We start from the raw sequence: 19,481 nt of genomic DNA, 5'->3' as shown, positions 1-19,481 counted from the left end.
CCGTTCGCCGGGGCTTTTTTGTGGGATCATGCAGTCTGCGCCGCCAACCTGCGCTGTTCTTCCCGAGAGAAGAACAGCATGTAGAACACCGGCGCGGCAACCATGGTAAGGATCGTCGCGAAGGCCAGACCACCCATGATCGTCACTGCCATCGACACGAAGAACGCGTCGGTCAGCAGCGGCGCCATCCCCAGGATCGTGGTGATCGCCGCCAGCATGACCGGGCGCAGGCGCGAGACCGAGGCTTCGATGATCGCTTCGCGCAGAGGCTTGCCCGTGGCGCGGACAAGGTCGATCTCTTCGACCAGAACAATACCGTTCTTGATCAGCATCCCTGACAGGCTGAGCAGCCCGAGAAGCGCGGTGAAGGTAAAGGGCAGGCCTGTGCCCAACAGCCCGATCACCACGCCGTTCACCGACATCGGCACCAGCAGCCAGATGATGACCGGTTGCCGGATCGCGTTGAACAGCAGCACCGAGATCAGAACCATGATCAACAGGCTCAGTGGCAACTGTTTGCCAAGGCTGGCTTGCGCTTTGCCGGAATCCTCGAACTCGCCGCCCCATTCCAGCTTGTAGCCCAGCGGCAGTTCCATGTCCTCGATCGCATCGCGAACCTCGGAATGGACCTGGGCTGCGGTCAGGCCGGCCGGGATGTCTGCGCCCACCGTGACGGTCAGAACGCGATCGCGCCGATGCACCAAAGTATTGAGCGCTTTGTACTGGAACCCGTCCACCATCTGCTCGATCGGAACGAATTTCTGTGACTGGTCCGAGTACACTACTTGATCGACAATCGAGTATTCTCCGTCCGCGGGGCGACGCAGGATAATCGGGATCAGGCGGTCCCTTTCGCGGAACACGCCGCCGGTGATGCCGTCCGTCGAGAATTGCAGGGTCGCGGCAATGTCTTCGCGGGTGACACCGGCCGTCTGCGCACGCTCGGTCGCATAGATCGGCTGGACCGCCAATTCCATTTCACGCCAGTCGTGATGCACGTCCAGCGCATTTGGCGATGCCGCCGACATGCGCCGCACCGCCTCGTCGGCCAGTTGCCGCAGCACGACCGGATCGCTGCCCGAGAACCGCGCCTCGATCGGGGTACCGCCGCCGGGGCCGAAGACCAGACGCTTGGTCCGGAATTCGCCTTCGGGGAATTGAGTTTCACCAAAGGCCTCCAGATCGGCGCGCAGGACAGGAATGTCCTCGAGCGTTTCGGTCCGGATGATCATGTGCCCATAGCTTGGGTTGGGCTTCTCGGCCGAATAGGTCAACATGAACCGCGTCGCGCCCTGCCCCACGAAGGTGGTGACCGAGACGACATCATCCCGCTGGGCCAGCCAGTCCTCAAAGACTTGCATATCGGCACTCGTCCGCGCGATCGGTGTCCCCTGCGGCAGCTTGTAATGGACGAAGAACAGCGGCGTGTTGGAGTCCGGGAAAAACTGCTGTTTCACCATCGCGAAGCCGGCATAGCAGACCACGGTGACCCCGACCAAACCGGCCACCACCAGCCAACGGAACCGCAATGCCCAGCGCAGGATCGCCCCATAGGATCGGAACAGGATGCCGCTATAAGCGTCGACATCCACGTCCTTGCCCTGTTTGAAGAAATAATGCCCCAATAACGGTGTCGCCGTGATGGCCAGCACCCAGCTCAGCAGCAAAGAGATCGCGATCACCGCAAACAACGAGAACAGGAATTCGCCCGTCGCATCCGGGCTGAGCCCAATCCCGGCAAAGGCCATGATTCCGATGACCGTGGCCCCCAGAAGGGGGATCTGGGTCTTGGACGCGGCCTCGTCGGCAGCGTCGCGCGAGTTTTTCCCCTTGAGCATGGAGATCTGCATCCCCTCGGCCACCACGATGGCATTGTCGACCAGCATCCCCATCGCAATGATCAGCGCGCCCAGCGAAATGCGCTCCATCTCGATGGAAAACAGCGCCATGAACAGCAGGGTCCCGACAACGGTCAACAAAAGGGTCGAGCCCACAACGACTGCTGCGCGCCAACCCATGAATATTCCTAGCACCGCCACCACGATGGCAACCGACATGGCCAGGTTCACAAGAAAATCGTTCGAAGCCTGCTCGACCACGACGTGCTGCTGGTAGATCGGCAATACATCGACGCCCGCGGGAATTTCCACATCCAGTTCGGCCAGCTTGGCGTCGACGCGCTTTCCGACCTCCACGATGTTTTCCGTCGACAGGCCGGCAATACCCAGGGTGAAGGCTTCGACGCCGTTGAACCGGATCATGATGTCAGGATGGGTCTGGCGGGCCCGGTAGACATCGGCCATGTCAAAGAGGTTGATCACTTGCCCCTGAGAGCCAACCGACAGCCCTGCGATTTCGGACACGCTGTCCGATCCGTCCGCCGTCAGGATCGTGGTGCGATCGTCGTCTGACCGAAGCGTCCCTGACGACTGAACCGAATTGGCGTTGGCGATCGCTTCGTTGATCGACTGCAACGGCACGTTCTGGTTGACCGAAATGGCCAGGTCCGGCTCGATGAAAATGGCTTCGTCTGGCAAACCCTGCACTTCAACGTCCGCAACGCCCTCAACGGTCAGCAACTCGCGCCGCAAGAAGGTCGACAATTCGTGCTTTTCGGCGTCGCTGAACCCTTCCGCGGTGACCGCATAGAAAAGACCGAACACGTCACCGAACCCGTCATTCACATAGGGCTGGCTGACACCGGACGGCAATCCACGGGCCGCATCCCGGACCTTGGCGCGCAGTCGGGTCCAGATATCCGGCAATTCGCTGCCATCGTAGGTGGACTTGATCTCGACTTCGATCAGCGATTGACCGGGACGGTTGACCGAGGTGATGACATCGACCTCGCCCATCTGCTGGATGGCAGATTCCAAAGGCTCCGAGACCTCCTCGGCCACCTGTTCAGCCGTCGCACCGGGATACGTGGTCAACACTACGGCGTTCTTGATGGTAAAGGCCGGATCTTCGAGCCGCCCGAGCGACGAAAATCCCCAGATCCCACCCAGCAAAGCGATCAGGATCACCAGCCACGTATAGATCGGCCTGTCGATCGAAGCGCGTGCGATATTCATCATCGCCCCCTTCAGTTTGCAAAGCCGTCAAAGCGGCGCACGGTCTGCCCATCGGTCAGAACGGACCCGCCGGCCACCACGATTTCGTCGCCGTCCGACAATCCGGTCAGAACCCGGACGTCACCTGTCTGGGTAGGTTCGATGGTCACGGGAACACGCCGCACGGCGCCAACATCTGCACCGACCGGCGAAAAGACCATAACGCCCAGATTGCCCTCGGCGTCGGCGACAATCGCGGTCGGGGGAACGATGATGCCAATGCGTTTGTCATCGACCTGAACATTGACGGTTACCGACGAGCCGGGCAGCACCCGCAAGTCTTCCGGCGGCGTGAGGCCGAACTGAATCCGGAACGTCTGGCCGACGCTCGAAGTTTCAGCGTCGAATTCGCGGATTTCCAACGGGAAGACCTCGTCACTTGCGGGGAATTTTGCCGTGATCGAAATGCCATCTTCTTGGCTGGTCCTTTGGAACAGGATTTCGGGCACATCGACCTCGATCCTCAATTCGGACAGATCGTGGATCCGGACGATCGGCGTTCCGGCGGCCACGGTGGTGAAGTTCTCGACCTCACGCCGCGATACCAGCGCATCGAACGGCGCGGTCAGAGTCGTGTGCTCGAGGTTGTACTGGGCGTCACGCACCGCGATTGCAGCCAGTTGGGCGGCGGTTTCAGCGTCATCGACAGCGACCTGACTTGCAGTCGTCCCCCGCAGGCGCGACAGGCGGGCCACGGTGCGGTCAGCCTGATCCTTCTGAAGACGCGCACGTTCCAGTGCCAGTTCGAACGGCTCTTGGTCCAGCTTTGCAATCAGGCTGCCCTTGGGCACCTGGAACCCTTCGTTGACGGGCAGTTCCACGATCTGTCCGGCGACCTGAAACGCCAGATCGACAGTCTGCCGCGCGGCCACGCGCCCGAAGAACTGGCGTGAGAATCCGGGAGCGGTCTCATGCACCACCATAAGTTTTACAGGCTTGGTGCCGTCTTGCGCCGCAAGCGGTGCGGCCAGTACGGCAAGGGCAAGGCCCAGCGAAGTCAGCAGCTTCATTTCGTCAATCCCTCGGGTATTCCCGTTTTCAGAATGTTGTCCCGGATCTTGCGGGCAAGCCGGGCAAATTGAGCGGTTTCCTCGTCATCCAACCCGGAGGCACGGTGAAACAGCTCTCCGGCGGTGGTAACCAGCATGTTGCGGGCTTCGGCACCTTTGTCGGTCAGCACCAGCAACCACGCACGGCGATCATCGGGATCCTGCTGACGGGTCAGATAACCGGCCGCCTCAAGCGCATCGGCGGTGGCCGTAATGGTCGACGGCACGGTCAGCATGTCGGCCGCCAACACTCCCATCCGCTTGGGCTGATCTAACTTGATCAACATGTGGCATTCCTGATGGCTGAGATCGGTATCAATGCAGCCGAAACTCTCTTCCAGTTTCCAGTACAGCGCATAGACGCCCATCATCGCCTGGATCTCAGGGGTCAGTCGGGCCAGCCGTTCACTGATGTCTTTGGTCATGGATGCTCTCCGCGCGAGTCGAGCGGTGATATACTTCAGATTTCGAACTATTCAAGATGTGAAGTTGAATTTGCGCAAACCTATGCCGTTCCCTTGGGTCAACATCTCTTGATCTGGGGGCGCTGTGACTGCATTTTGGGCGAATCCGAAACATTCAGGACCCGACATGTACACGCCCGCAATCACCGGTACCGGGGTTTTCACGCCCGAAAACGTCATCACCAATGCCGAGCTGGTCAAAGCCTTCAACGCCTATGCCGACAAGATGAATGCTGCCAACGCCGATGCCATCGCCGCGGGCGAGATGGAGCCGATGCAGCACTCCTCGGAAGAGTTCATCGTCAAGGCCTCGGGCATCGAGAACCGCTACGTCATGGACAAGACCGGCGTGCTGGACCCGGACGTGATGCATCCCCTGCTGCGCCAGCGCAGCGATGATGAGCCGGGCATTATGACCGAAATGGCGCTGGACGCCTGCAACAAGGCGCTGGCGCAGGCCGGGCGGACGGCGGCGGATGTCGATCTGGTGATCTGTGCCGCGTCGAACCATGAACGCGCCTATCCCGCCATTGCGGTCGAAATCCAGAACGCGTTGGGCATCGCTGGTTTTGGGTTCGATATGAACGTGGCCTGTTCTTCGGCGACGTTCGGCATTCAGGCCGCGGCCGACATGATCCGGTCGGGGTCCGTACGGGCGGCGCTGGTGGTCAACCCCGAGATCTGCTCGGGACACCTGGAATGGCGCGACCGGGATTGCCACTTTATCTTCGGTGACGTGGCCACCGCCACGCTGATCGAGCGGATCGAGGATGCAAAGGGCCCGCATTTCGAAATCCTGTCGACCCGCTGCGCAACCGAGTTTTCGAACAACATCCGCAACAACAACGGTTTTCTGCGGCGCACCCGGCCCGACGGATTGAAGGACCGCCGCGACATGCAGTTCATGCAGAACGGCCGCAAGGTGTTCAAGGAAGTGCTGCCGATGGTCAGCAAACACATCAGCGACCACATGGATTCCGAAGGGATCGAAAGTGGCGATCTCAAGCGGCTGTGGCTGCACCAGGCCAACAAGACGATGAATGATTTCATCGGCAAAAAGGTCTTGGGCCGAGAGCCGGAGCCGGGCGAACAGCCCAACATCCTGCAGGACTATGCCAATACATCGTCCGCCGGGTCGATCATCGCCTTTTCCAAATATTCAGACGATCTTCAGGATGGCGATGTCGGCCTGATCTGCTCGTTCGGTGCAGGATATTCGGTGGGGTCCGTCATCGTCAAACGCCACGCCTGACACGCCGGCGCCGCCGGTCCACGTCCGGTGCAACAAGCGATAACCTCGAATATTTCGCCCGCGCAGGCGGACTGTTTTTGTATTCCTGAAAACTTCTTCAGAATTGATACAGCGCAACTTAACCCGCGGCCTCCATCTGGAAGGCCATGCAATTCCGCATGTCAGGTGACGCTAGGTTAAGAAAGGTGCGCCATGTTCAAGAGTTCTAAGTCAGGAATGGCGGCCTGGGTTGTCGCCCCGTTTTTGGGGGTTGCTGCAGCCAGCGCGGCCATGGCCGAGCCCCAGGTTTGCAACGCCAACACAGCACGGATCGCAGCCAACAATGGTGACTATGCGGCCCTTTGCGGCTGTTCGCAGGTTACGCCCAGTTTCCTCTCGCATCTGCAACAACGGGCAGATTTCGGGTCGGTTCTTGCCAATACCTCGCAGCAATGTCCGGGGCTGGCCAATCTGCTGAGCGATTTGCCGACCGGATCGATTTCCAACGCCAACAGCTTTGACGGCCGCGAAAACGACCCCAGCGGATTTCAACCCGCATCGAGCACCGGCCCATCCGCCGGCGGCGGATCCGGGTCGGGCGGCGGAAACAGCGGCCCCGGCAATGGCGGGGGGAACGATGACCCCGGTGATGGCGGATCCGACGATCCGGGCAACGGCGGCGGGAATGATGATCCCGGCAACGGCGGCGGCAAGCCTGGCGATGGCGGTGGCAAGCCCGGCAAGGGCGGCGGCAAGCCCGGCCATGGTGACGGCAAGCCCGGCAAGGGTGGCAGTCACGGCGGCGGTAAAGGAAACAACGGCGACGGGAAAGGCGGCGGCAAGGGCAACATTGGCGGCGGCAAAGGCAACAACGGGGGCGGAAATGGGCCCGAGGGCTCAAGCCCCGGACGCGGGAACAATGCCAACAACGACGAAAACTGACTAAGGTTAAGAGCTACTTCAGCTCAGCTTGAGGAAGGCGATGCGCACATCGCCTTTTTCACCGCCCCATGGCGGCTTTTCGGAAACTAGATCAGCTGACGCTTTCCTCTTCGAGGTGCAATTTCATCTCGATCAGAACCTGTTGCAGCAACGAAGTTTCTTTCAGCAGACGCTTGGCTTCGTTGACGGTAATGATGCCATCCTCGATCGCGGCCTGGTATTCGGTCATCAGCATCGCAAACCGCTGGCTCAGTGCGATCACGTCCGAATTGACGCCCCCGGTGCGCGTACGGGTCGAATTGCGCTCATCATAGGACAAGGTGATGTTCTTGAGGTCCGCCAGGGCCGAAGTCACATGCGGGTAGCTGGCCGCGTTTTCCAGACGTGCGACCGCATCCACCGGCATGAACCGGTCACTGTGCTCGGGATTGTCGGAGTAATACCGGCCCAATGTGGCCTTGGATTTCCCTGTGATCTCGCATGCTGCCTCGATCCCCACGTCCTTGACCAAAGCTTCGGTGTGCTTTTTCAGATAGGCCCCGATATCTGCCATTTTTGTACCTTTGTTCGCTGCGCCCTCTTGCCCGGCTGTCCGCACCGGGGAAAGGGAGGGGAAATTTCCCATACTCGAGTCATAATTGAAATGTCATATGTTGGCTATCCCTCAGATATGCGGGGGTTTTGTGAGTGAGTGGCGGCAGTTAATGCCGGTAAAGAGTGTTTGTGGGGCAGTATTTCAGGCCCTGCGCTGTTTCGGCCATTTCGTGGCCGGCGGTGTCGCTGTTGCGGAAGCGGGGTTATCCATCCCCAAGAGCATCTGCTCGGCCTCTGCGACTGCAATGGCGGCGTCGATTTTTTTCAGGACATTGACGACTTGCTCGCGCAGCGTGAGCCGATTAGACCCAGCCCATGGCCAAGCTGTACTTTAACTACTCAACCATGAACGCAGGCAAGTCCACGGTGCTGCTTCAGGCGTCGCACAACTATCGCGAGCGCGGCATGGACACCTATCTGATGACCGCAGCCATTGACGGGCGCGCGGGCCAGGGGCGCATCGCATCGCGGATCGGAATCTCGGAACAGGCCGATACGTTCACTCCCCACGACGATGTGTTCGCGATGATCCAAGACCGTCTTGATCAGGGGAAAGTGGCCTGTGTTTTTGTGGACGAGGCGCAGTTCCTGACCGAAGAACAGGTCTGGCAATTGGCTCATGCGGTGGATGACCTGAAAGTACCGGTTCTGGCCTACGGGTTGCGGGTGGATTTTCAGGGCAAGCTGTTTCCAGGATCAGCGGCTCTGCTGGCGCTGGCCGATGAAATGCGCGAGGTCCGCACCATCTGCAGATGCGGGCGAAAGGCCACGATGGTGATCCGTCAGGACGAAAACGGCAAAACCATCACTCAGGGTGCGCAGGTGCAGATTGGCGGAAACGAGACCTATGTTTCACTCTGCCGGAAACACTGGCGCGAGGCCGTGGGCAGTTAGACCAGATTTGGCAGCGGTCGCCCGGCGACAAAAGCCGCCACATTGTCCAATGCCATGTGCCCCATATCCGTGCGCACTTCCTCGGTCGCGGTGCCCAGATGCGGCAGCAGGGTGACATTCTCCATCTCGCGCAGGGCCTGCGGCACGGCGGGTTCAAACTCGTAGACATCCAGCCCGGCCCCGGCGATCTGGCCGTTTTTCAGCGCATGGATCAGTGCAGCTTCGTCCACGACTTCTCCTCGAGCGATGTTGACCAGAATGGCCGACGGCCGCATAGCCGAAAGAACCAAAGCGTCTATGAGGTGGAAGGTGTCAACACCACCGGGGACGGCGACGACCAGAAAATCGACCGCAGCAGCCAGGGCCGCCAAATCGGGAACGAACTCGGCAGGGAAATCCAGATCCTTGGGCGTGCGGGACTGATAGCTGACCTGCATTCCGAACCCGAAATGACTGCGCCGGGCAATGGCTTGCCCGATCCGTCCCATTCCGATGATTCCGACCCGTTTTCCGGTGACATGCTGTCCCAGCATCTGGGTCGGGTGCCAGCCCTGCCAATTGCCGGACCGGACCAGCCGTTCACCCTCGCCCGCGCGGCGGGCCGTTGCCAGCAGCAGAGTCATGGCAATGTCCGCCGTTGCATCCGTGACCGCCCCCGGTGTGTTGGTGACGCGAACACCAGCAACCTGCGCTGCCGCCACATCAATGTGATTGAAACCCACTCCAAAATTGGCCAACAGTCTGCACCGCGGAGCCGTGACCACTTCAAAGATACTGGCCGAAAAGACATCACCCAAAGTCGGGACGACCACGTCGTAGCCCAGCAATGCGCGCTCCATCTCATCAATGCTGAGCGGTGCGTTGCTATCTCGGATATCGACGTCGAACTCATCCCGCGCGCGCGCGGTGACCGCGGGGGTCATCGGTCGGGTGATCAACAGCTTCATCAGTGCATCCGCCCGCCCACGGGAACTTTGCCATCAGGACCGATCAAAACAATCTCGCCCGATTCGTCCGGCAGACCCAGAACAAGAACCTCGGACATGAACCGCCCGATCTGACGCGGCGGGAAATTGACCACGGCCAGCACTTGTTTGCCCACAAGGGATTCGGGCGTGTAATGCGCGGTAACCTGCGCCGAGGTCTTGCGCTCGCCGATCTCGTCGCCGAAGTCGATCCACATCTTGATCGCGGGCTTGCGCGCCTCGGGATAGGGTTCGGCCCGGATGACCTCACCTACGCGGATGTCGACCTTTAGGAAGTCGTCGAAGGAAATTTCACTCACCAGACAGCTCCTTGGATCGATCGGTTGCCGCCTTTACTGCACGGTGCAACAGGTTTGGAAACCCTTCCTGTTCATGCATCAGGACTTCCAGCGCTGCCTGCGTCGTGCCGTTGGGTGACGTGACATTGATGCGCAATTGCGAGGGATCTTCCTCGGACGCCATCGCCAGAGCCCCTGCCCCGGCGACGGTCGCCTTGGCCAGCCGCATGGCCAGATCATGGGGAAGGCCTTGCGCCTCACCGGCGGCAGCCAGCGTTTCAATCAGATGAAAGACATAGGCCGGCCCCGAGCCGCTGAGACCGGTGACCGCGTCCATCTGCGCCTCATCCTGCAGGCGCACGGTATCACCGATGGCCGCCAGCAGATCTTCGGCCAGGGTCATGTCAGAACCCGACGTGCTGGCATTTCCAATCAGCGCGGTGATGCCCTGCCGGATCGCCGCAGGCGTGTTCGGCATGGCCCGAATGATCGGAGTACCAGCACCCAGAACACGCTCGAACGTGGCGATGGAAGTTCCGGCGGCGACCGAGATGAACAGGGTTTCGCCTCCCCCCAACGCCTGAATTGCCGGCAATGCCTCGCCCATCATCTGAGGTTTGACGGCAACCAACACGACGGCAGGTCTTTCAGGAAGTGGAGTGTTGATATTGACCCCTTGCGCCCTGAGCCATTCGGAAGGGTTAGGGTCGATCACCCATACTGATGCGGCAGGCAGGCCATGTTCCAGCCAGCCGGCCAACATGGCCGACCCCATCTTTCCGCATCCCAGAAGCACCAGCCCCTGATCCGCGACGCGTGACATGTCCATGATTGCCCCTCCCCTGCCTTTACGGTTTGGGGCAAAGCTTTACGCGCGGCCGTAAGCCTCTGCAATGGCGACTTGCATCGCATCCTCGGGCGTACGATTGCCCCAGGTTACCAACTGGATCGCAGGATAGTAACGCTCGGCGCTCAGGACAGCGGCGGTGATCATCGTGTCAATCTGTTCGGGGCTGGCCGATTGCCCGCCGCTGAGCACCAGACCGTAGCGGTAGACCATCAGCTTCTGATTGCCCCAGTAGGTGAAGGCGCCGGCCCAGCACTGGTCATTCATGCGGTTCAGCAATTCATAGAGATCGGAAACCCGGTCCTCGGGCGGCTCCATCTCGAACGAGCAGACCATCCGCAGGGTCTCGTCATAGTTGGACCAGGCCAACGTGATCGAGTAGGTGCGCCACTGTCCTTCGACCGCCATGGCGATCTGGTCGTCACCGATCCGGTCGAAATCCCAATCGTGGTGTTCAGCCAGATGTTCGACAATATCAATCGGATGAATGTCTTCTTCGAAATACTGCTCGGAAAGTGCCATGGTGCCACCTCACTTAATACCTAGCATTTCGGGGCTGGCAGCGCCCCAGCGCTAGTTGCCTGCTCTACAAGCCGGGCTTCCCCCATAGGCCTGTACTAAATATGGTGCGCTGTGGCTGGGACTCTGGCAACCCCCATTCTTGGGGATAACAGCAATAAGTTGTGGACAGCTGGCAACGGCCACCAAAATATTGGCGCACCCTGCAGCTTTGCCTTGATTTATTTTCGCAATGCGGCGAGACTCCCCACACTGCGACACCCAGCGCGGGTTGAGCGGTGTAGGGTCTTGCCAAAAATTCCGAAATGCCGATCTGCGGCTGGGCTTATTTGTCCAGCTTGGCTTCAAGCGCGGCGATCCGCGCTTCCAGTGCCGCGTTTTCTTCGCGCGCTTTCTGGGCCATCGCGCGGACGGCATCGAACTCTTCTCGCGTGACAAAGTCGCGATCCGCCAGCCAGCGGTCGACCAAGGACTTCATCGCCGTTTCAGCCTCTTCTCGCGCACCCTGCGCCACGCCCATTGCGTTGGTCATCAACTGGGACATATCGTCCAGAAACTTGTTGCGGGTTTGCATGTGTCTACTCCGGAATCGCGAATGCCTTCTATATGGGGGATAGAGAGCCCAGTCTCAAGGTTGACTTGGTCAGCCAACCCCGGGCAATGAGACGCACATGCAAGCTGTTTTGAATTTCCCCGATCTGTCGCCCGAGCTGTTCTCGATTTCCGCCTTCGGGATCGAGTTCGCGCTGCGGTGGTATGCGCTGGCCTATATCGCGGGCATCCTGATCGCGTGGCGCATGGCGGTGATGGCGGTGCGCCGTCCCGCTTTGTGGCCGGATCAATCCCCTCCTCTGAGACCGGACCAGTTGGAGGACCTGATCACCTGGATCATCCTGGGGGTCATCATCGGCGGGCGGTTGGGCTTTGTCCTGTTCTATCAGCCCGAATACTACCTGTTCCACCCGCTTGAGATCCTGAAGGTCTGGCAGGGTGGCATGTCCTTTCACGGCGGCCTTCTGGGTGTGGTGACCGCAGCGCTGGTCTTCGCGCGACGCCATTCGGCCCCCTTGCTTTCACTGGCCGACTTGATCGCCCATACTGTTCCCCCCGGCCTTTTGCTTGGCCGTTTGGCCAATTTCGTCAATGCCGAGCTGTGGGGCCGACCCAGCGAACTGCCCTGGGCGGTGATCTTTCCCGGCGCAGCAGCTCAGGACTGCGCCAATGTCGCTGCTGGGCTTTGCGCCCGCCACCCGTCGCAGTTGTACGAGGCTGCGCTGGAAGGCGTGCTGTTGGGCCTGCTATTGTTGTGGCTGGTCTATCGGCGCGGCGCATTTCATTGGCCCGGTCGCATCATGGGCGTATTTCTGGCGGGCTATGGCGCTTCGCGCTTCATCGTCGAGTTCTTTCGCCAACCCGATGCGCAATTCGTCTCGGCCGGAAACCCGCTTGGACTTGCGTGGCATGTGGGCGGCTACGGCCTGACGATGGGCCAGATCCTATCTGTACCGATGATCGCAGTCGGCTTGTGGTTTGCCCTACGGGCACGGCGGGCGGCATGAGCCTGCTTGGCCATCTGACCGACCGCATCCGGCAGGACGGGCCGATGAGCGTGGCGGACTATATGGCCGAATGCCTTCTGCATCCAACGCACGGCTACTACACCACCCGCGACCCAATAGGCACACATGGAGACTTTGTCACCGCTCCGGAAATCAGCCAGATGTTCGGCGAAGTGATTGGTCTTTGCCTCGCGCAGAGCTGGATTGATCAAGGCAGACCCGGCCGGTTTGCGCTGGTCGAGCTGGGCCCGGGGCGCGGAACACTCATGGCCGACATTCTACGGGCGACCCGGGGCGTGCCCGGGTTCCACGACGCCGCGCAGGTGGTATTGCTCGAAGCCTCGCCCGTTCTGCGCGGACTTCAAGCCGAGGCCCTGGATGCGCACGCACCGAAATGGATCGTTTCGGTGGGCGATCTCCCAGAGCTTCCGCTGTTTCTTGTGGCCAACGAATTCTTCGACGCCCTGCCCATCCGCCAGTTTCTGCGCGACGGCGACGGCTGGTGCGAACGTCTTGTGGGTCTGCAGGGCGATCAGCTGGCATTCGGCCTTGGCCCGAGGGCGACGCAGGCGGCCTTGGCGACGCGCCTCGAGGATACACGGGACGGTGATCTGGTCGAGCTGTGCGCGTCGGCCGTTCCCATCGTGACCGAAACGGCCCGCATCATCCGCAGCCACGGTGGTATGGCTCTCGTTATCGACTATGGCGCCTGGCGTTCGCTGGGCGATACGTTGCAGGCCGTCAAGGGGCACGAATACGTCGATCCGCTCGCCACACCGGGTCAGGCCGACCTGACTGCACATGTGGATTTCGAAACGCTGGCATTGACGTCGCGCGCGACGGGCTGCGCCCATACGCGGCTAACGCCTCAGGGTGTGTTTCTTGAGCGTCTGGGCATCACACAACGCGCACAGTCTCTGGCCAGCGCGTTGACCGGATCAAAACTGGAAACGCTGGTTCGGGCACATCGGCGGTTGACGCACCCAGAGGAAATGGGAAACCTGTTCAAGGTGCTGGGCCTCTACCCGAAAACTGCGATGCCACCATCGGGACTTGGGACATGACTCTGGAAATTCTGACCTCGGATTTGTTGTCACCGATTCGACACGGGTTCTTCAGTCGCAAGGGCGGCGCCTCTTCCGGTATCTTCAGCGGACTCAATTGCGGCACGGGCTCGTCCGACCTGAGCGAGGCGGTCGCGCTGAACAGAAGCAGAGTGGCCGAGGCCATGGGCGTCGAACTGGATGCATTGGTCGGCGTGCATCAGGTACATTCCCTGCACGTGATAGCCGTCGACAAGCCGATTGCAGGTGAGAAGCCAAGGGCCGATGCAATCGTTACCGCAACGCCGGGCCTCGCGCTGACGATCCTGACGGCAGACTGCCAGCCGGTGCTGTTTGCGGATGCTCAAGCGAAAGTGATCGGGGCAGCTCATGCGGGATGGCGCGGTGCTCTGGACGGTGTCCTTGAGGCGACGCTTGACGCCATGGAGGCGCTGGGCGCGCACCGCAAAAACATCATTGCCGTCATCGGCCCGACGATCTCGCAGCGCGCCTACGAGGTTGGCCCGGAGTTTCTGGAAGACTTCCTTTTGGAAAGCCAGGACAACGCGCGTTTCTTTGCAAATGGGCAAGGTGACCGGATGCATTTCGACCTGCCGGCCTTTGGCCTTCACAAGCTGCGTCAGGCCGGTGTCGGGCAGGCAGAATGGACGCGGCATTGCACCTATTCCGATCCCGACAAGTTCTATTCCTACCGGCGCGCGACCCACGCCGGAGAGGCGGATTACGGCCGCCTGATTTCCGCCATACGATTGTAAAGATCGGCTGAATTAAGGCGAAAGCGCCACTTTTCCGCCACATTTATTGTGTCTATCTGTCATCAGAATCGTTGTTAATTTTTGCCAGTGCTCAGATGGTTATCCGTTCTCCGAACGTCTGATTTCTGGCATCCGAACTCAGGGGGTGCCGCAAGACTTCATCTTTGTCCTCAATTGATCCCGGAACAGCCACATCCCTGCCGCAAAGACGCGTCACATTGGCTATACAAAGGGAAAAGGGCTTAGCCCCGAACATCGAGCAGGACATGAGTATGAAGTTGAAATCTCGCTTTCTTCGCGCCGTTGTCGCGACCGCCCGGGACCAACAACCGGAAATGCCCTGGAAGCGGGTTTCCAGTCACTCTGCAAGGGTCGTGCGCCGGTTGGCCGCGCGACGCTGATACGAACTCCCTCTGGGGCCAGCTGCCGGCCTCAACAGGGCAAGACGCGCACCGGAAGCTGCTCTGGGCCGGTGCGTGAACCGAGGCTGGTATTCGCAGCCGACGTTTTTCAGGGCGTTTGTGTGCGGACAATTACGTTCGCAGTGTACGAGTTTGTCTGGGGGGTCATTGTGTTGACCAAACGAATGCGAAATCCATTCGCCATGCGCGGCCACGTCGGTACCCGCATGGAGGTGGCGCACTTTTTTCAAGACAAAGAATCAAGCTGTCAGGCGGGCCTGCACGGGGATGTTTCCCGCCTGTTCGGCGTATTGGAAGGAACGGAATAATATGACTATTCCAAATTCACTGGCACGGGCCGCGCAGAATGCCGTCGACACTTCGGCACTGCTGCGCGAAGCACCGCGTCCAGGCACCAAGCAGAAGGCGCAACTGCGTCGATACGAGGTGAGTGCACTGCTGAAAAGCGGGGAAGTTTCGCAGACACGCCACATCGCACCGGCGCTGCCCGTTTTCGAAGACGCGTTCTGCGCCTTTACACGTGGGTCTCTGGTCGAGACGGAACACGGCCCGGTCGCCATCGAGGACTTGATGCCGGGCGACACGGTCCTGACCCAGACCGGCGCATCCGAAAAGGTGTTGTGGAAAGGCTCGGTCACTCTGGTACCTGGTCGCGAAGACTCGCGCGGGCGGACACGCCCTTTGACCCGCATTATGGCAGACACGTTCGGCATGCAAAAACCATTGTCCGGCGTCATTGCCGGCCCCGCAGCCCGCTTGCTGGCAACACCGGCGCATCTGAGGCATCTTGGAGGTGGCCAGCCGATGCTGACACCCGTTGCCGAATTTCAGGACGGCATGTCCGTGATTGAAACGCAGCCGCCCACTCCGGTCGAGCTGTTCCACATCTGCCTGGAGCGCCACGCGGTCATCAATGTCGATGGGCTGCAGTTCGAAACCTATCATCCCGGCGTGAACGCGGTCCGGATGATGAGCCACTCGCTGCGCTCGATCTACCTGAACCTGTTCGCGCATATCCATTCGTTGCACGATTTCGGTCCGCTGCTCATGGCGCGCGCCGGGGAGGGCGAGATCGACGCCATCACGGCGTGACAGCTTTAACCATCACCACTGCATTTTGGGGGGCAACATGCAGATTTTACTGAGTTGGGCCATTTCTCTGGCCATCGTGGCGGTGCTGCCGCCATGCGCATCGCAAACCAGACGCGCCGGCTTTACGCCGTCCGGTTCATCCGTTCTTCCAATACGTCGAACGGCACGCCGGGTTCGTCTTTTGCACCGCGGATGACAAGCGAAGTCTTGACGCTGGCCACGTTCGGCGTGGTCAGCAACTCACCCGTAAGGAACTGTTGAAAACTGCTGAGGTCGGGGGCGACGCATTTCAGGATGAAGTCGACCTCGCCGTTCAGCATGTGGCATTCTCGGACCAGCGGCCAGTCTCGGCAGCGGTCTTCGAACGCCCGCAATTCCGCCTCGGCCTGGCTTTCAAGGCCAACCATCGCAAAGACCTGAACTTCGAACCCCAGTTCTCGGGCGTTGACCTCGGCGTGGTATCCTCGGATAAAGCCGGCCTCCTCCAGCGTGCGGACGCGCCGCAGGCAGGGTGGGGCCGAGATTCCGACACGTTTTGCGAGCTCGACATTGGTCATTCGTCCGTCTGCCTGCAGTTCTGCAAGGATCTTTCGGTCGATCTCGTCCAGCCGTGTCGTGACCATGCGGTGCTCCTGAAATTTTCGGTTCTTATATCAGCGCAGGTGCCATGCGCAATATTCTTTCGCACCAGCGCAATAATCTTTGTCTGTCGATCAGGCAAGCCGGCACCTTGGAACCACATGACTGACGCGTGAGACGAAGGGGCTTTAAGCCGACCGATGCTGTCGCTATATCGAAGCCCGGCGCCCACGACGGCGCTCAGGCAATAATCGAGTGGGGGTTCCATGGCCGAGACACGACACACCAAGGTTCTGATCATCGGATCGGGACCTGCCGGATACACTGCGGGCGTCTATGCCAGCCGCGCGATGCTGAACCCGATTCTGGTGCAGGGCATCGAACCGGGCGGCCAGCTGACCACCACCACCGAGGTCGAAAACTGGCCAGGCGACACCGAAGTTCAAGGCCCCGACCTGATGGTGCGCATGCAGGATCACGCCAAGGCCATGGGCTGCGAGGTGATCGGCGACATCATCAACGACCTGGACCTGTCCAAGCGTCCTTTCACCGCCAAGGGCGACAGCGGCACCGTCTACACTGCGGACGCCGTCATCCTGGCGACCGGCGCACGCGCCAAATGGCTGGGGCTGCCGTCGGAAGAAAAATTCAAGGGCTTCGGTGTTTCGGCCTGCGCCACCTGTGACGGGTTCTTCTATCGCGGACAGGAGATCGTGGTGATCGGCGGCGGCAACACCGCCGTGGAAGAAGCGCTGTTCCTGACCAATTTCGCCAGCAAGGTCACGCTGATCCACCGCCGGGACGAGCTGCGCGCCGAAAAGATCCTGCAGGAGCGCCTGTTCAAGAACGACAAGATCGAGCCGCTGTGGTTCCACCAGCTGGAGGAAGTGATCGGCACCGACAACCCACTGGGCGTCGAAGGCGTGCGGGTGAAGAACGTCAAGACGGGCGAAATCACCGAGATCCCTTGCAAAGGCGTGTTCGTTGCCATCGGCCACGCCCCGGCCAACGAACTGGTCAAGGACGTGCTGGAAACCCATATGGGCGGCTATGTCAAAACCAAACCCGGCACCACGCAGACCTCGATCCCCGGCGTGTTCGCGGCCGGCGACTTGACCGACCATGTGTACCGGCAGGCCGTGACCTCGGCCGGAATGGGCTGCATGGCTGCACTGGATGCCGAACGGTTCCTTGCCGAACAGGAATGACCGCGACGCGCAGCGTCTTCTGCGCTGCGTACCGCCCTCCTCTGGCACCTTGACCCACACAGCGCGGCAACGCAGACTTGCCCCGAGCGCGGCAGATTTCAGGTGATCTTTTGAACACCCCCCTTTGGCAGGGCAGTTGGGCGACCCGTCTCAGGATCATCAGTGGTCTTGTGCTGTTTGCCTTTGCTTTCTTCCACTTCATCAATATCGGGCTGGGGCTGTTTCACACCGACTACCTGCATGACATGCAGGACTCTCGGAAAACGGTCACGCGCCATTCGATTGGCAGCGCTGTCCTGTATCTTGCCCTGATCGTACATGCAGGTCTGGCATTGGTGTCGATCGCCCAGCGCCGAACTCTGCGAATGCCCTTTCATACGGGCCTGCAAATCATTCTTGGCCTTCTCATTCCGCTGCAACTGATCTCGCACATCGTACAGACACGCTATGCGCATCAGGTTTTCGACGTGAATGACGAGATGGGCTACATCATCATTCTGATGTGGCCAAACTCGGCCATCTGGATGCAAAGCCTGCTGATGCTGATCGTCTGGATACACGGGTGCATCGGACTGCATATCTGGCTGCGACTGACCTCGTGGTGGCGCCAAACCGTACCCTATCTGATCGGAGTTGCCGTCTTCATCCCAAGCTTTGCCCTGGCCGGTTTGCTGACCGAAGGGCGGCGCATCTGGATGGATTTTGCGGATCCGGATCTACGCGAACAGTATATTGAGCATTACAACTGGCCCGGCCCCGAAGAGTTCCAGGTTTTGTTCAGCGTCAAGGACAACGCCTTGATGGCCTTCTGGATCGCGCTTGGTGCAGCTCTTGCGTTCCATTTCGGAGGCAAGCTTTGGCGTAGACGACACTCGGTGCGCGTCAGATATGTCGATGGGCCGGAAGTGACCTCAGAGAAAGGCATGACGCTGCTTGAGATGTCACAAGCCAACGGTATTCCGCATACTGCACTGTGCGGCGGCCGGGGGCGCTGCACCACCTGCCGCGTCATCGTCGAGGATGGCGCCGAGTCACTACCACCGCCCAGCGAGGTCGAAGCTCGCAGCCTGAAGGCCGTGGGGGCCACACAGCGCACGCGCCTGGCCTGCCAGGTCCGCCCCTCCAGCCCCTTGACGGTTTTCCGTGTTTTCCGGCCGGATGGTGGACGCCAGCGGGCGCATGCCAGCCAGGGGCAAGAGCGTAAACTGGCCGTGCTGTTTCTGGACATGCGCGGGTTTACCGCGCGCACAACGGGGCAACTGCCCTATGACATCGTGTTCCTGCTGAACCGGTTCTTTGACGCCATCGTTCCAGCCATTACCGCAGACGGCGGGGTCGTCGATAAATACATGGGCGATGGACTTTTGGCCGTGTTCGAAACACCCGACACGTCCAGCTCGGCCCGTTCTGCTCTGAAAGCTGCGATCGACATCAGTCATGCGCTTGCGCAGTTCAACCAGCAGCTGTCCCAGGAAAACAGCCCCGAGATCCGCATCGGCATGGGCCTGCACCTGGGCGACCTTGTGTTGGGAGAGATCGGCGCTGCCGGCCACGCCGCCCGGACCATCATCGGTGACGCCGTGAACGTCGCCAGTCGGCTGGAAGGAGAAACCAAGGCGCTTGGGGCCGAGCTGTTGGTCTCGGAAGCCGTGCTGCGCGCGGCCGGGTTTGAGACCGATGGCCTTGACCTGCGTCTGTTCCAGCTCCGGGGCGTAACCGAGCCCGTCCCTGCCCTGCCGGTCGAGCGCGCTCTGGATCTGGACCAACTTCTGACCTCACCAGAACAGATCGCCGCCGGTTGACGATATTGTCCCCATCCGGTGGGATTTTCGTCGCTTTTTCGGTTCCGGCCCGGAAAAACCTTCCATTCCGGGGAAAAACCGCG

General features: G+C 60.4%; 20 protein-coding genes. 10 read left to right on the top strand and 10 right to left on the bottom strand.

Going from position 1 to position 19,481, the window contains the following annotated elements:
- Positions 1-26: 26 nt before the first annotated feature.
- The 3 genes from ACR0JC_RS08840 to ACR0JC_RS08830 are packed head-to-tail and all read right to left on the bottom strand — an operon-like array spanning position 27 to position 4,587.
- Entirely contained in the window at positions 27-3,074 is a 3,048-nt protein-coding gene (locus tag ACR0JC_RS08840; RefSeq protein WP_170340614.1) for an efflux RND transporter permease subunit, read from the bottom strand.
- An 11-nt stretch (positions 3,075-3,085) separates the two neighbouring features.
- Entirely contained in the window at positions 3,086-4,123 is a 1,038-nt protein-coding gene (locus ACR0JC_RS08835) for an efflux RND transporter periplasmic adaptor subunit (RefSeq protein ID WP_170340613.1), read from the bottom strand.
- On the bottom strand, positions 4,120-4,587 hold the full coding sequence (locus tag ACR0JC_RS08830) for a MarR family winged helix-turn-helix transcriptional regulator (protein WP_093964681.1): 468 nt from the start codon (positions 4,585-4,587) through the stop codon (positions 4,120-4,122). Before ACR0JC_RS08830 ends, ACR0JC_RS08835 begins: the two co-directional genes overlap by 4 nt.
- Before the next feature lie 166 nt (positions 4,588-4,753).
- On the opposite strand from ACR0JC_RS08830, the gene ACR0JC_RS08825 reads away from it, so the two are divergent.
- Positions 4,754-5,878 carry a beta-ketoacyl-ACP synthase III gene (locus tag ACR0JC_RS08825; protein WP_170340609.1) on the top strand — a complete coding sequence of 375 codons (1,125 nt, stop codon included), beginning with the start codon at positions 4,754-4,756 and terminating at the stop codon, positions 5,876-5,878.
- Between the two features lie 192 nt (positions 5,879-6,070).
- On the top strand, positions 6,071-6,799 hold the full coding sequence (locus ACR0JC_RS08820; RefSeq protein WP_170340607.1) for a hypothetical protein: 729 nt from the start codon (positions 6,071-6,073) through the stop codon (positions 6,797-6,799).
- 91 nt (positions 6,800-6,890) lie between these two features.
- Here ACR0JC_RS08820 and ACR0JC_RS08815 read toward each other — a convergent pair whose 3' ends face one another.
- The gene (locus ACR0JC_RS08815; RefSeq protein ID WP_170340605.1) at positions 6,891-7,352 is read right to left on the bottom strand and encodes a hypothetical protein; all 462 of its coding nucleotides are present in this window, start codon (positions 7,350-7,352) and stop codon (positions 6,891-6,893) included.
- A gap of 356 nt (positions 7,353-7,708) precedes the next feature.
- Between ACR0JC_RS08815 and ACR0JC_RS08810 the strand changes: the two genes are divergently transcribed.
- Positions 7,709-8,287, top strand: coding sequence for a thymidine kinase (locus ACR0JC_RS08810; RefSeq protein WP_170340603.1), 579 nt, complete (start codon positions 7,709-7,711; stop codon positions 8,285-8,287).
- Here the strand turns inward: ACR0JC_RS08810 and ACR0JC_RS08805 are convergent.
- From ACR0JC_RS08805 to ACR0JC_RS08785, 5 genes are all read right to left on the bottom strand, one after another.
- Positions 8,284-9,234, bottom strand: coding sequence for a 2-hydroxyacid dehydrogenase (locus tag ACR0JC_RS08805; RefSeq protein WP_170340601.1), 951 nt, complete (start codon positions 9,232-9,234; stop codon positions 8,284-8,286). The genes ACR0JC_RS08810 and ACR0JC_RS08805 overlap by 4 nt on opposite strands.
- Positions 9,234-9,572: a tRNA-binding protein gene (locus tag ACR0JC_RS08800; protein WP_170340599.1), complete on the bottom strand. Its 339-nt coding sequence runs from the start codon at positions 9,570-9,572 to the stop codon at positions 9,234-9,236. The genes ACR0JC_RS08805 and ACR0JC_RS08800 overlap by 1 nt, the downstream gene beginning before the upstream one ends.
- Positions 9,565-10,380 (bottom strand): pyrroline-5-carboxylate reductase, encoded by an 816-nt coding sequence (gene proC / locus ACR0JC_RS08795; RefSeq protein WP_170340597.1) that lies wholly within the window; start codon positions 10,378-10,380, stop codon positions 9,565-9,567. The genes ACR0JC_RS08800 and proC overlap by 8 nt, the downstream gene beginning before the upstream one ends.
- Before the next feature lie 39 nt (positions 10,381-10,419).
- Entirely contained in the window at positions 10,420-10,920 is a 501-nt protein-coding gene (locus ACR0JC_RS08790; protein ID WP_093964674.1) for a type III secretion system chaperone family protein, read from the bottom strand.
- A gap of 322 nt (positions 10,921-11,242) precedes the next feature.
- A complete protein-coding gene (locus tag ACR0JC_RS08785) occupies positions 11,243-11,491 on the bottom strand; it encodes an accessory factor UbiK family protein (protein ID WP_093964673.1) in 249 nt (82 codons plus the stop codon).
- Positions 11,492-11,588: 97 nt separating this feature from the next.
- Between ACR0JC_RS08785 and lgt the strand changes: the two genes are divergently transcribed.
- From lgt to ACR0JC_RS08760, 5 genes are all read left to right on the top strand, one after another.
- Positions 11,589-12,476 (top strand): prolipoprotein diacylglyceryl transferase, encoded by an 888-nt coding sequence (gene lgt, locus ACR0JC_RS08780; RefSeq protein ID WP_170340595.1) that lies wholly within the window; start codon positions 11,589-11,591, stop codon positions 12,474-12,476.
- Complete coding sequence (locus ACR0JC_RS08775) at positions 12,473-13,540, top strand: class I SAM-dependent methyltransferase (RefSeq protein WP_170340592.1); 1,068 nt, start codon at positions 12,473-12,475, stop codon at positions 13,538-13,540. Before lgt ends, ACR0JC_RS08775 begins: the two co-directional genes overlap by 4 nt.
- On the top strand, positions 13,537-14,295 hold the full coding sequence (gene pgeF, locus ACR0JC_RS08770) for a peptidoglycan editing factor PgeF (protein ID WP_170340589.1): 759 nt from the start codon (positions 13,537-13,539) through the stop codon (positions 14,293-14,295). The genes ACR0JC_RS08775 and pgeF overlap by 4 nt, the downstream gene beginning before the upstream one ends.
- A 544-nt stretch (positions 14,296-14,839) precedes the next feature.
- The gene (locus ACR0JC_RS08765) at positions 14,840-15,025 is read left to right on the top strand and encodes a hypothetical protein (RefSeq protein ID WP_093964668.1); all 186 of its coding nucleotides are present in this window, start codon (positions 14,840-14,842) and stop codon (positions 15,023-15,025) included.
- A gap of 1 nt (position 15,026) precedes the next feature.
- The gene (locus ACR0JC_RS08760; RefSeq protein ID WP_170340587.1) at positions 15,027-15,809 is read left to right on the top strand and encodes a Hint domain-containing protein; all 783 of its coding nucleotides are present in this window, start codon (positions 15,027-15,029) and stop codon (positions 15,807-15,809) included.
- Between the two features lie 122 nt (positions 15,810-15,931).
- Here the strand turns inward: ACR0JC_RS08760 and ACR0JC_RS08755 are convergent, their stop codons facing one another.
- Entirely contained in the window at positions 15,932-16,432 is a 501-nt protein-coding gene (locus ACR0JC_RS08755; protein ID WP_093964666.1) for an Lrp/AsnC family transcriptional regulator, read from the bottom strand.
- A 222-nt stretch (positions 16,433-16,654) separates the two neighbouring features.
- Here ACR0JC_RS08755 and trxB point away from each other — a divergent pair, with 222 nt between their 5' ends.
- Together trxB and ACR0JC_RS08745 are read left to right on the top strand one after the other, a co-directional pair.
- Entirely contained in the window at positions 16,655-17,596 is a 942-nt protein-coding gene (gene trxB / locus ACR0JC_RS08750) for a thioredoxin-disulfide reductase (RefSeq protein WP_170340585.1), read from the top strand.
- Positions 17,597-17,706: 110 nt separating this feature from the next.
- Positions 17,707-19,398, top strand: a complete 1,692-nt coding sequence (locus ACR0JC_RS08745) for an adenylate/guanylate cyclase domain-containing protein (protein WP_170340583.1) — start codon at positions 17,707-17,709, stop codon at positions 19,396-19,398.
- Positions 19,399-19,481 lie beyond the last annotated feature (83 nt).

It is taken from the genome of Ruegeria sp. CH5, assembly GCF_056537025.1.
The sequence above is the reverse complement of the archived record's forward strand: the minus strand, read 5'-3'. Positions and strand labels throughout refer to the sequence as shown.

Coding starts and splice junctions, on each gene's coding strand:
- ACR0JC_RS08840 (WP_170340614.1), bottom strand. CDS start 3,074: ATGAATATCGCACGCGCTTCGATCGACAGGCCGATCTATACGTGGCTG.
- ACR0JC_RS08835 (WP_170340613.1), bottom strand. CDS start 4,123: ATGAAGCTGCTGACTTCGCTGGGCCTTGCCCTTGCCGTACTGGCCGCA.
- ACR0JC_RS08830 (WP_093964681.1), bottom strand. CDS start 4,587: ATGACCAAAGACATCAGTGAACGGCTGGCCCGACTGACCCCTGAGATC.
- ACR0JC_RS08825 (WP_170340609.1), top strand. CDS start 4,754: ATGTACACGCCCGCAATCACCGGTACCGGGGTTTTCACGCCCGAAAAC.
- ACR0JC_RS08820 (WP_170340607.1), top strand. CDS start 6,071: ATGTTCAAGAGTTCTAAGTCAGGAATGGCGGCCTGGGTTGTCGCCCCG.
- ACR0JC_RS08815 (WP_170340605.1), bottom strand. CDS start 7,352: ATGGCAGATATCGGGGCCTATCTGAAAAAGCACACCGAAGCTTTGGTC.
- ACR0JC_RS08810 (WP_170340603.1), top strand. CDS start 7,709: ATGGCCAAGCTGTACTTTAACTACTCAACCATGAACGCAGGCAAGTCC.
- ACR0JC_RS08805 (WP_170340601.1), bottom strand. CDS start 9,234: ATGAAGCTGTTGATCACCCGACCGATGACCCCCGCGGTCACCGCGCGC.
- proC (WP_170340597.1), bottom strand. CDS start 10,380: ATGGACATGTCACGCGTCGCGGATCAGGGGCTGGTGCTTCTGGGATGC.
- ACR0JC_RS08790 (WP_093964674.1), bottom strand. CDS start 10,920: ATGGCACTTTCCGAGCAGTATTTCGAAGAAGACATTCATCCGATTGAT.
- ACR0JC_RS08785 (WP_093964673.1), bottom strand. CDS start 11,491: ATGCAAACCCGCAACAAGTTTCTGGACGATATGTCCCAGTTGATGACC.
- lgt (WP_170340595.1), top strand. CDS start 11,589: ATGCAAGCTGTTTTGAATTTCCCCGATCTGTCGCCCGAGCTGTTCTCG.
- ACR0JC_RS08775 (WP_170340592.1), top strand. CDS start 12,473: ATGAGCCTGCTTGGCCATCTGACCGACCGCATCCGGCAGGACGGGCCG.
- pgeF (WP_170340589.1), top strand. CDS start 13,537: ATGACTCTGGAAATTCTGACCTCGGATTTGTTGTCACCGATTCGACAC.
- ACR0JC_RS08760 (WP_170340587.1), top strand. CDS start 15,027: ATGACTATTCCAAATTCACTGGCACGGGCCGCGCAGAATGCCGTCGAC.
- ACR0JC_RS08755 (WP_093964666.1), bottom strand. CDS start 16,432: ATGGTCACGACACGGCTGGACGAGATCGACCGAAAGATCCTTGCAGAA.
- trxB (WP_170340585.1), top strand. CDS start 16,655: ATGGCCGAGACACGACACACCAAGGTTCTGATCATCGGATCGGGACCT.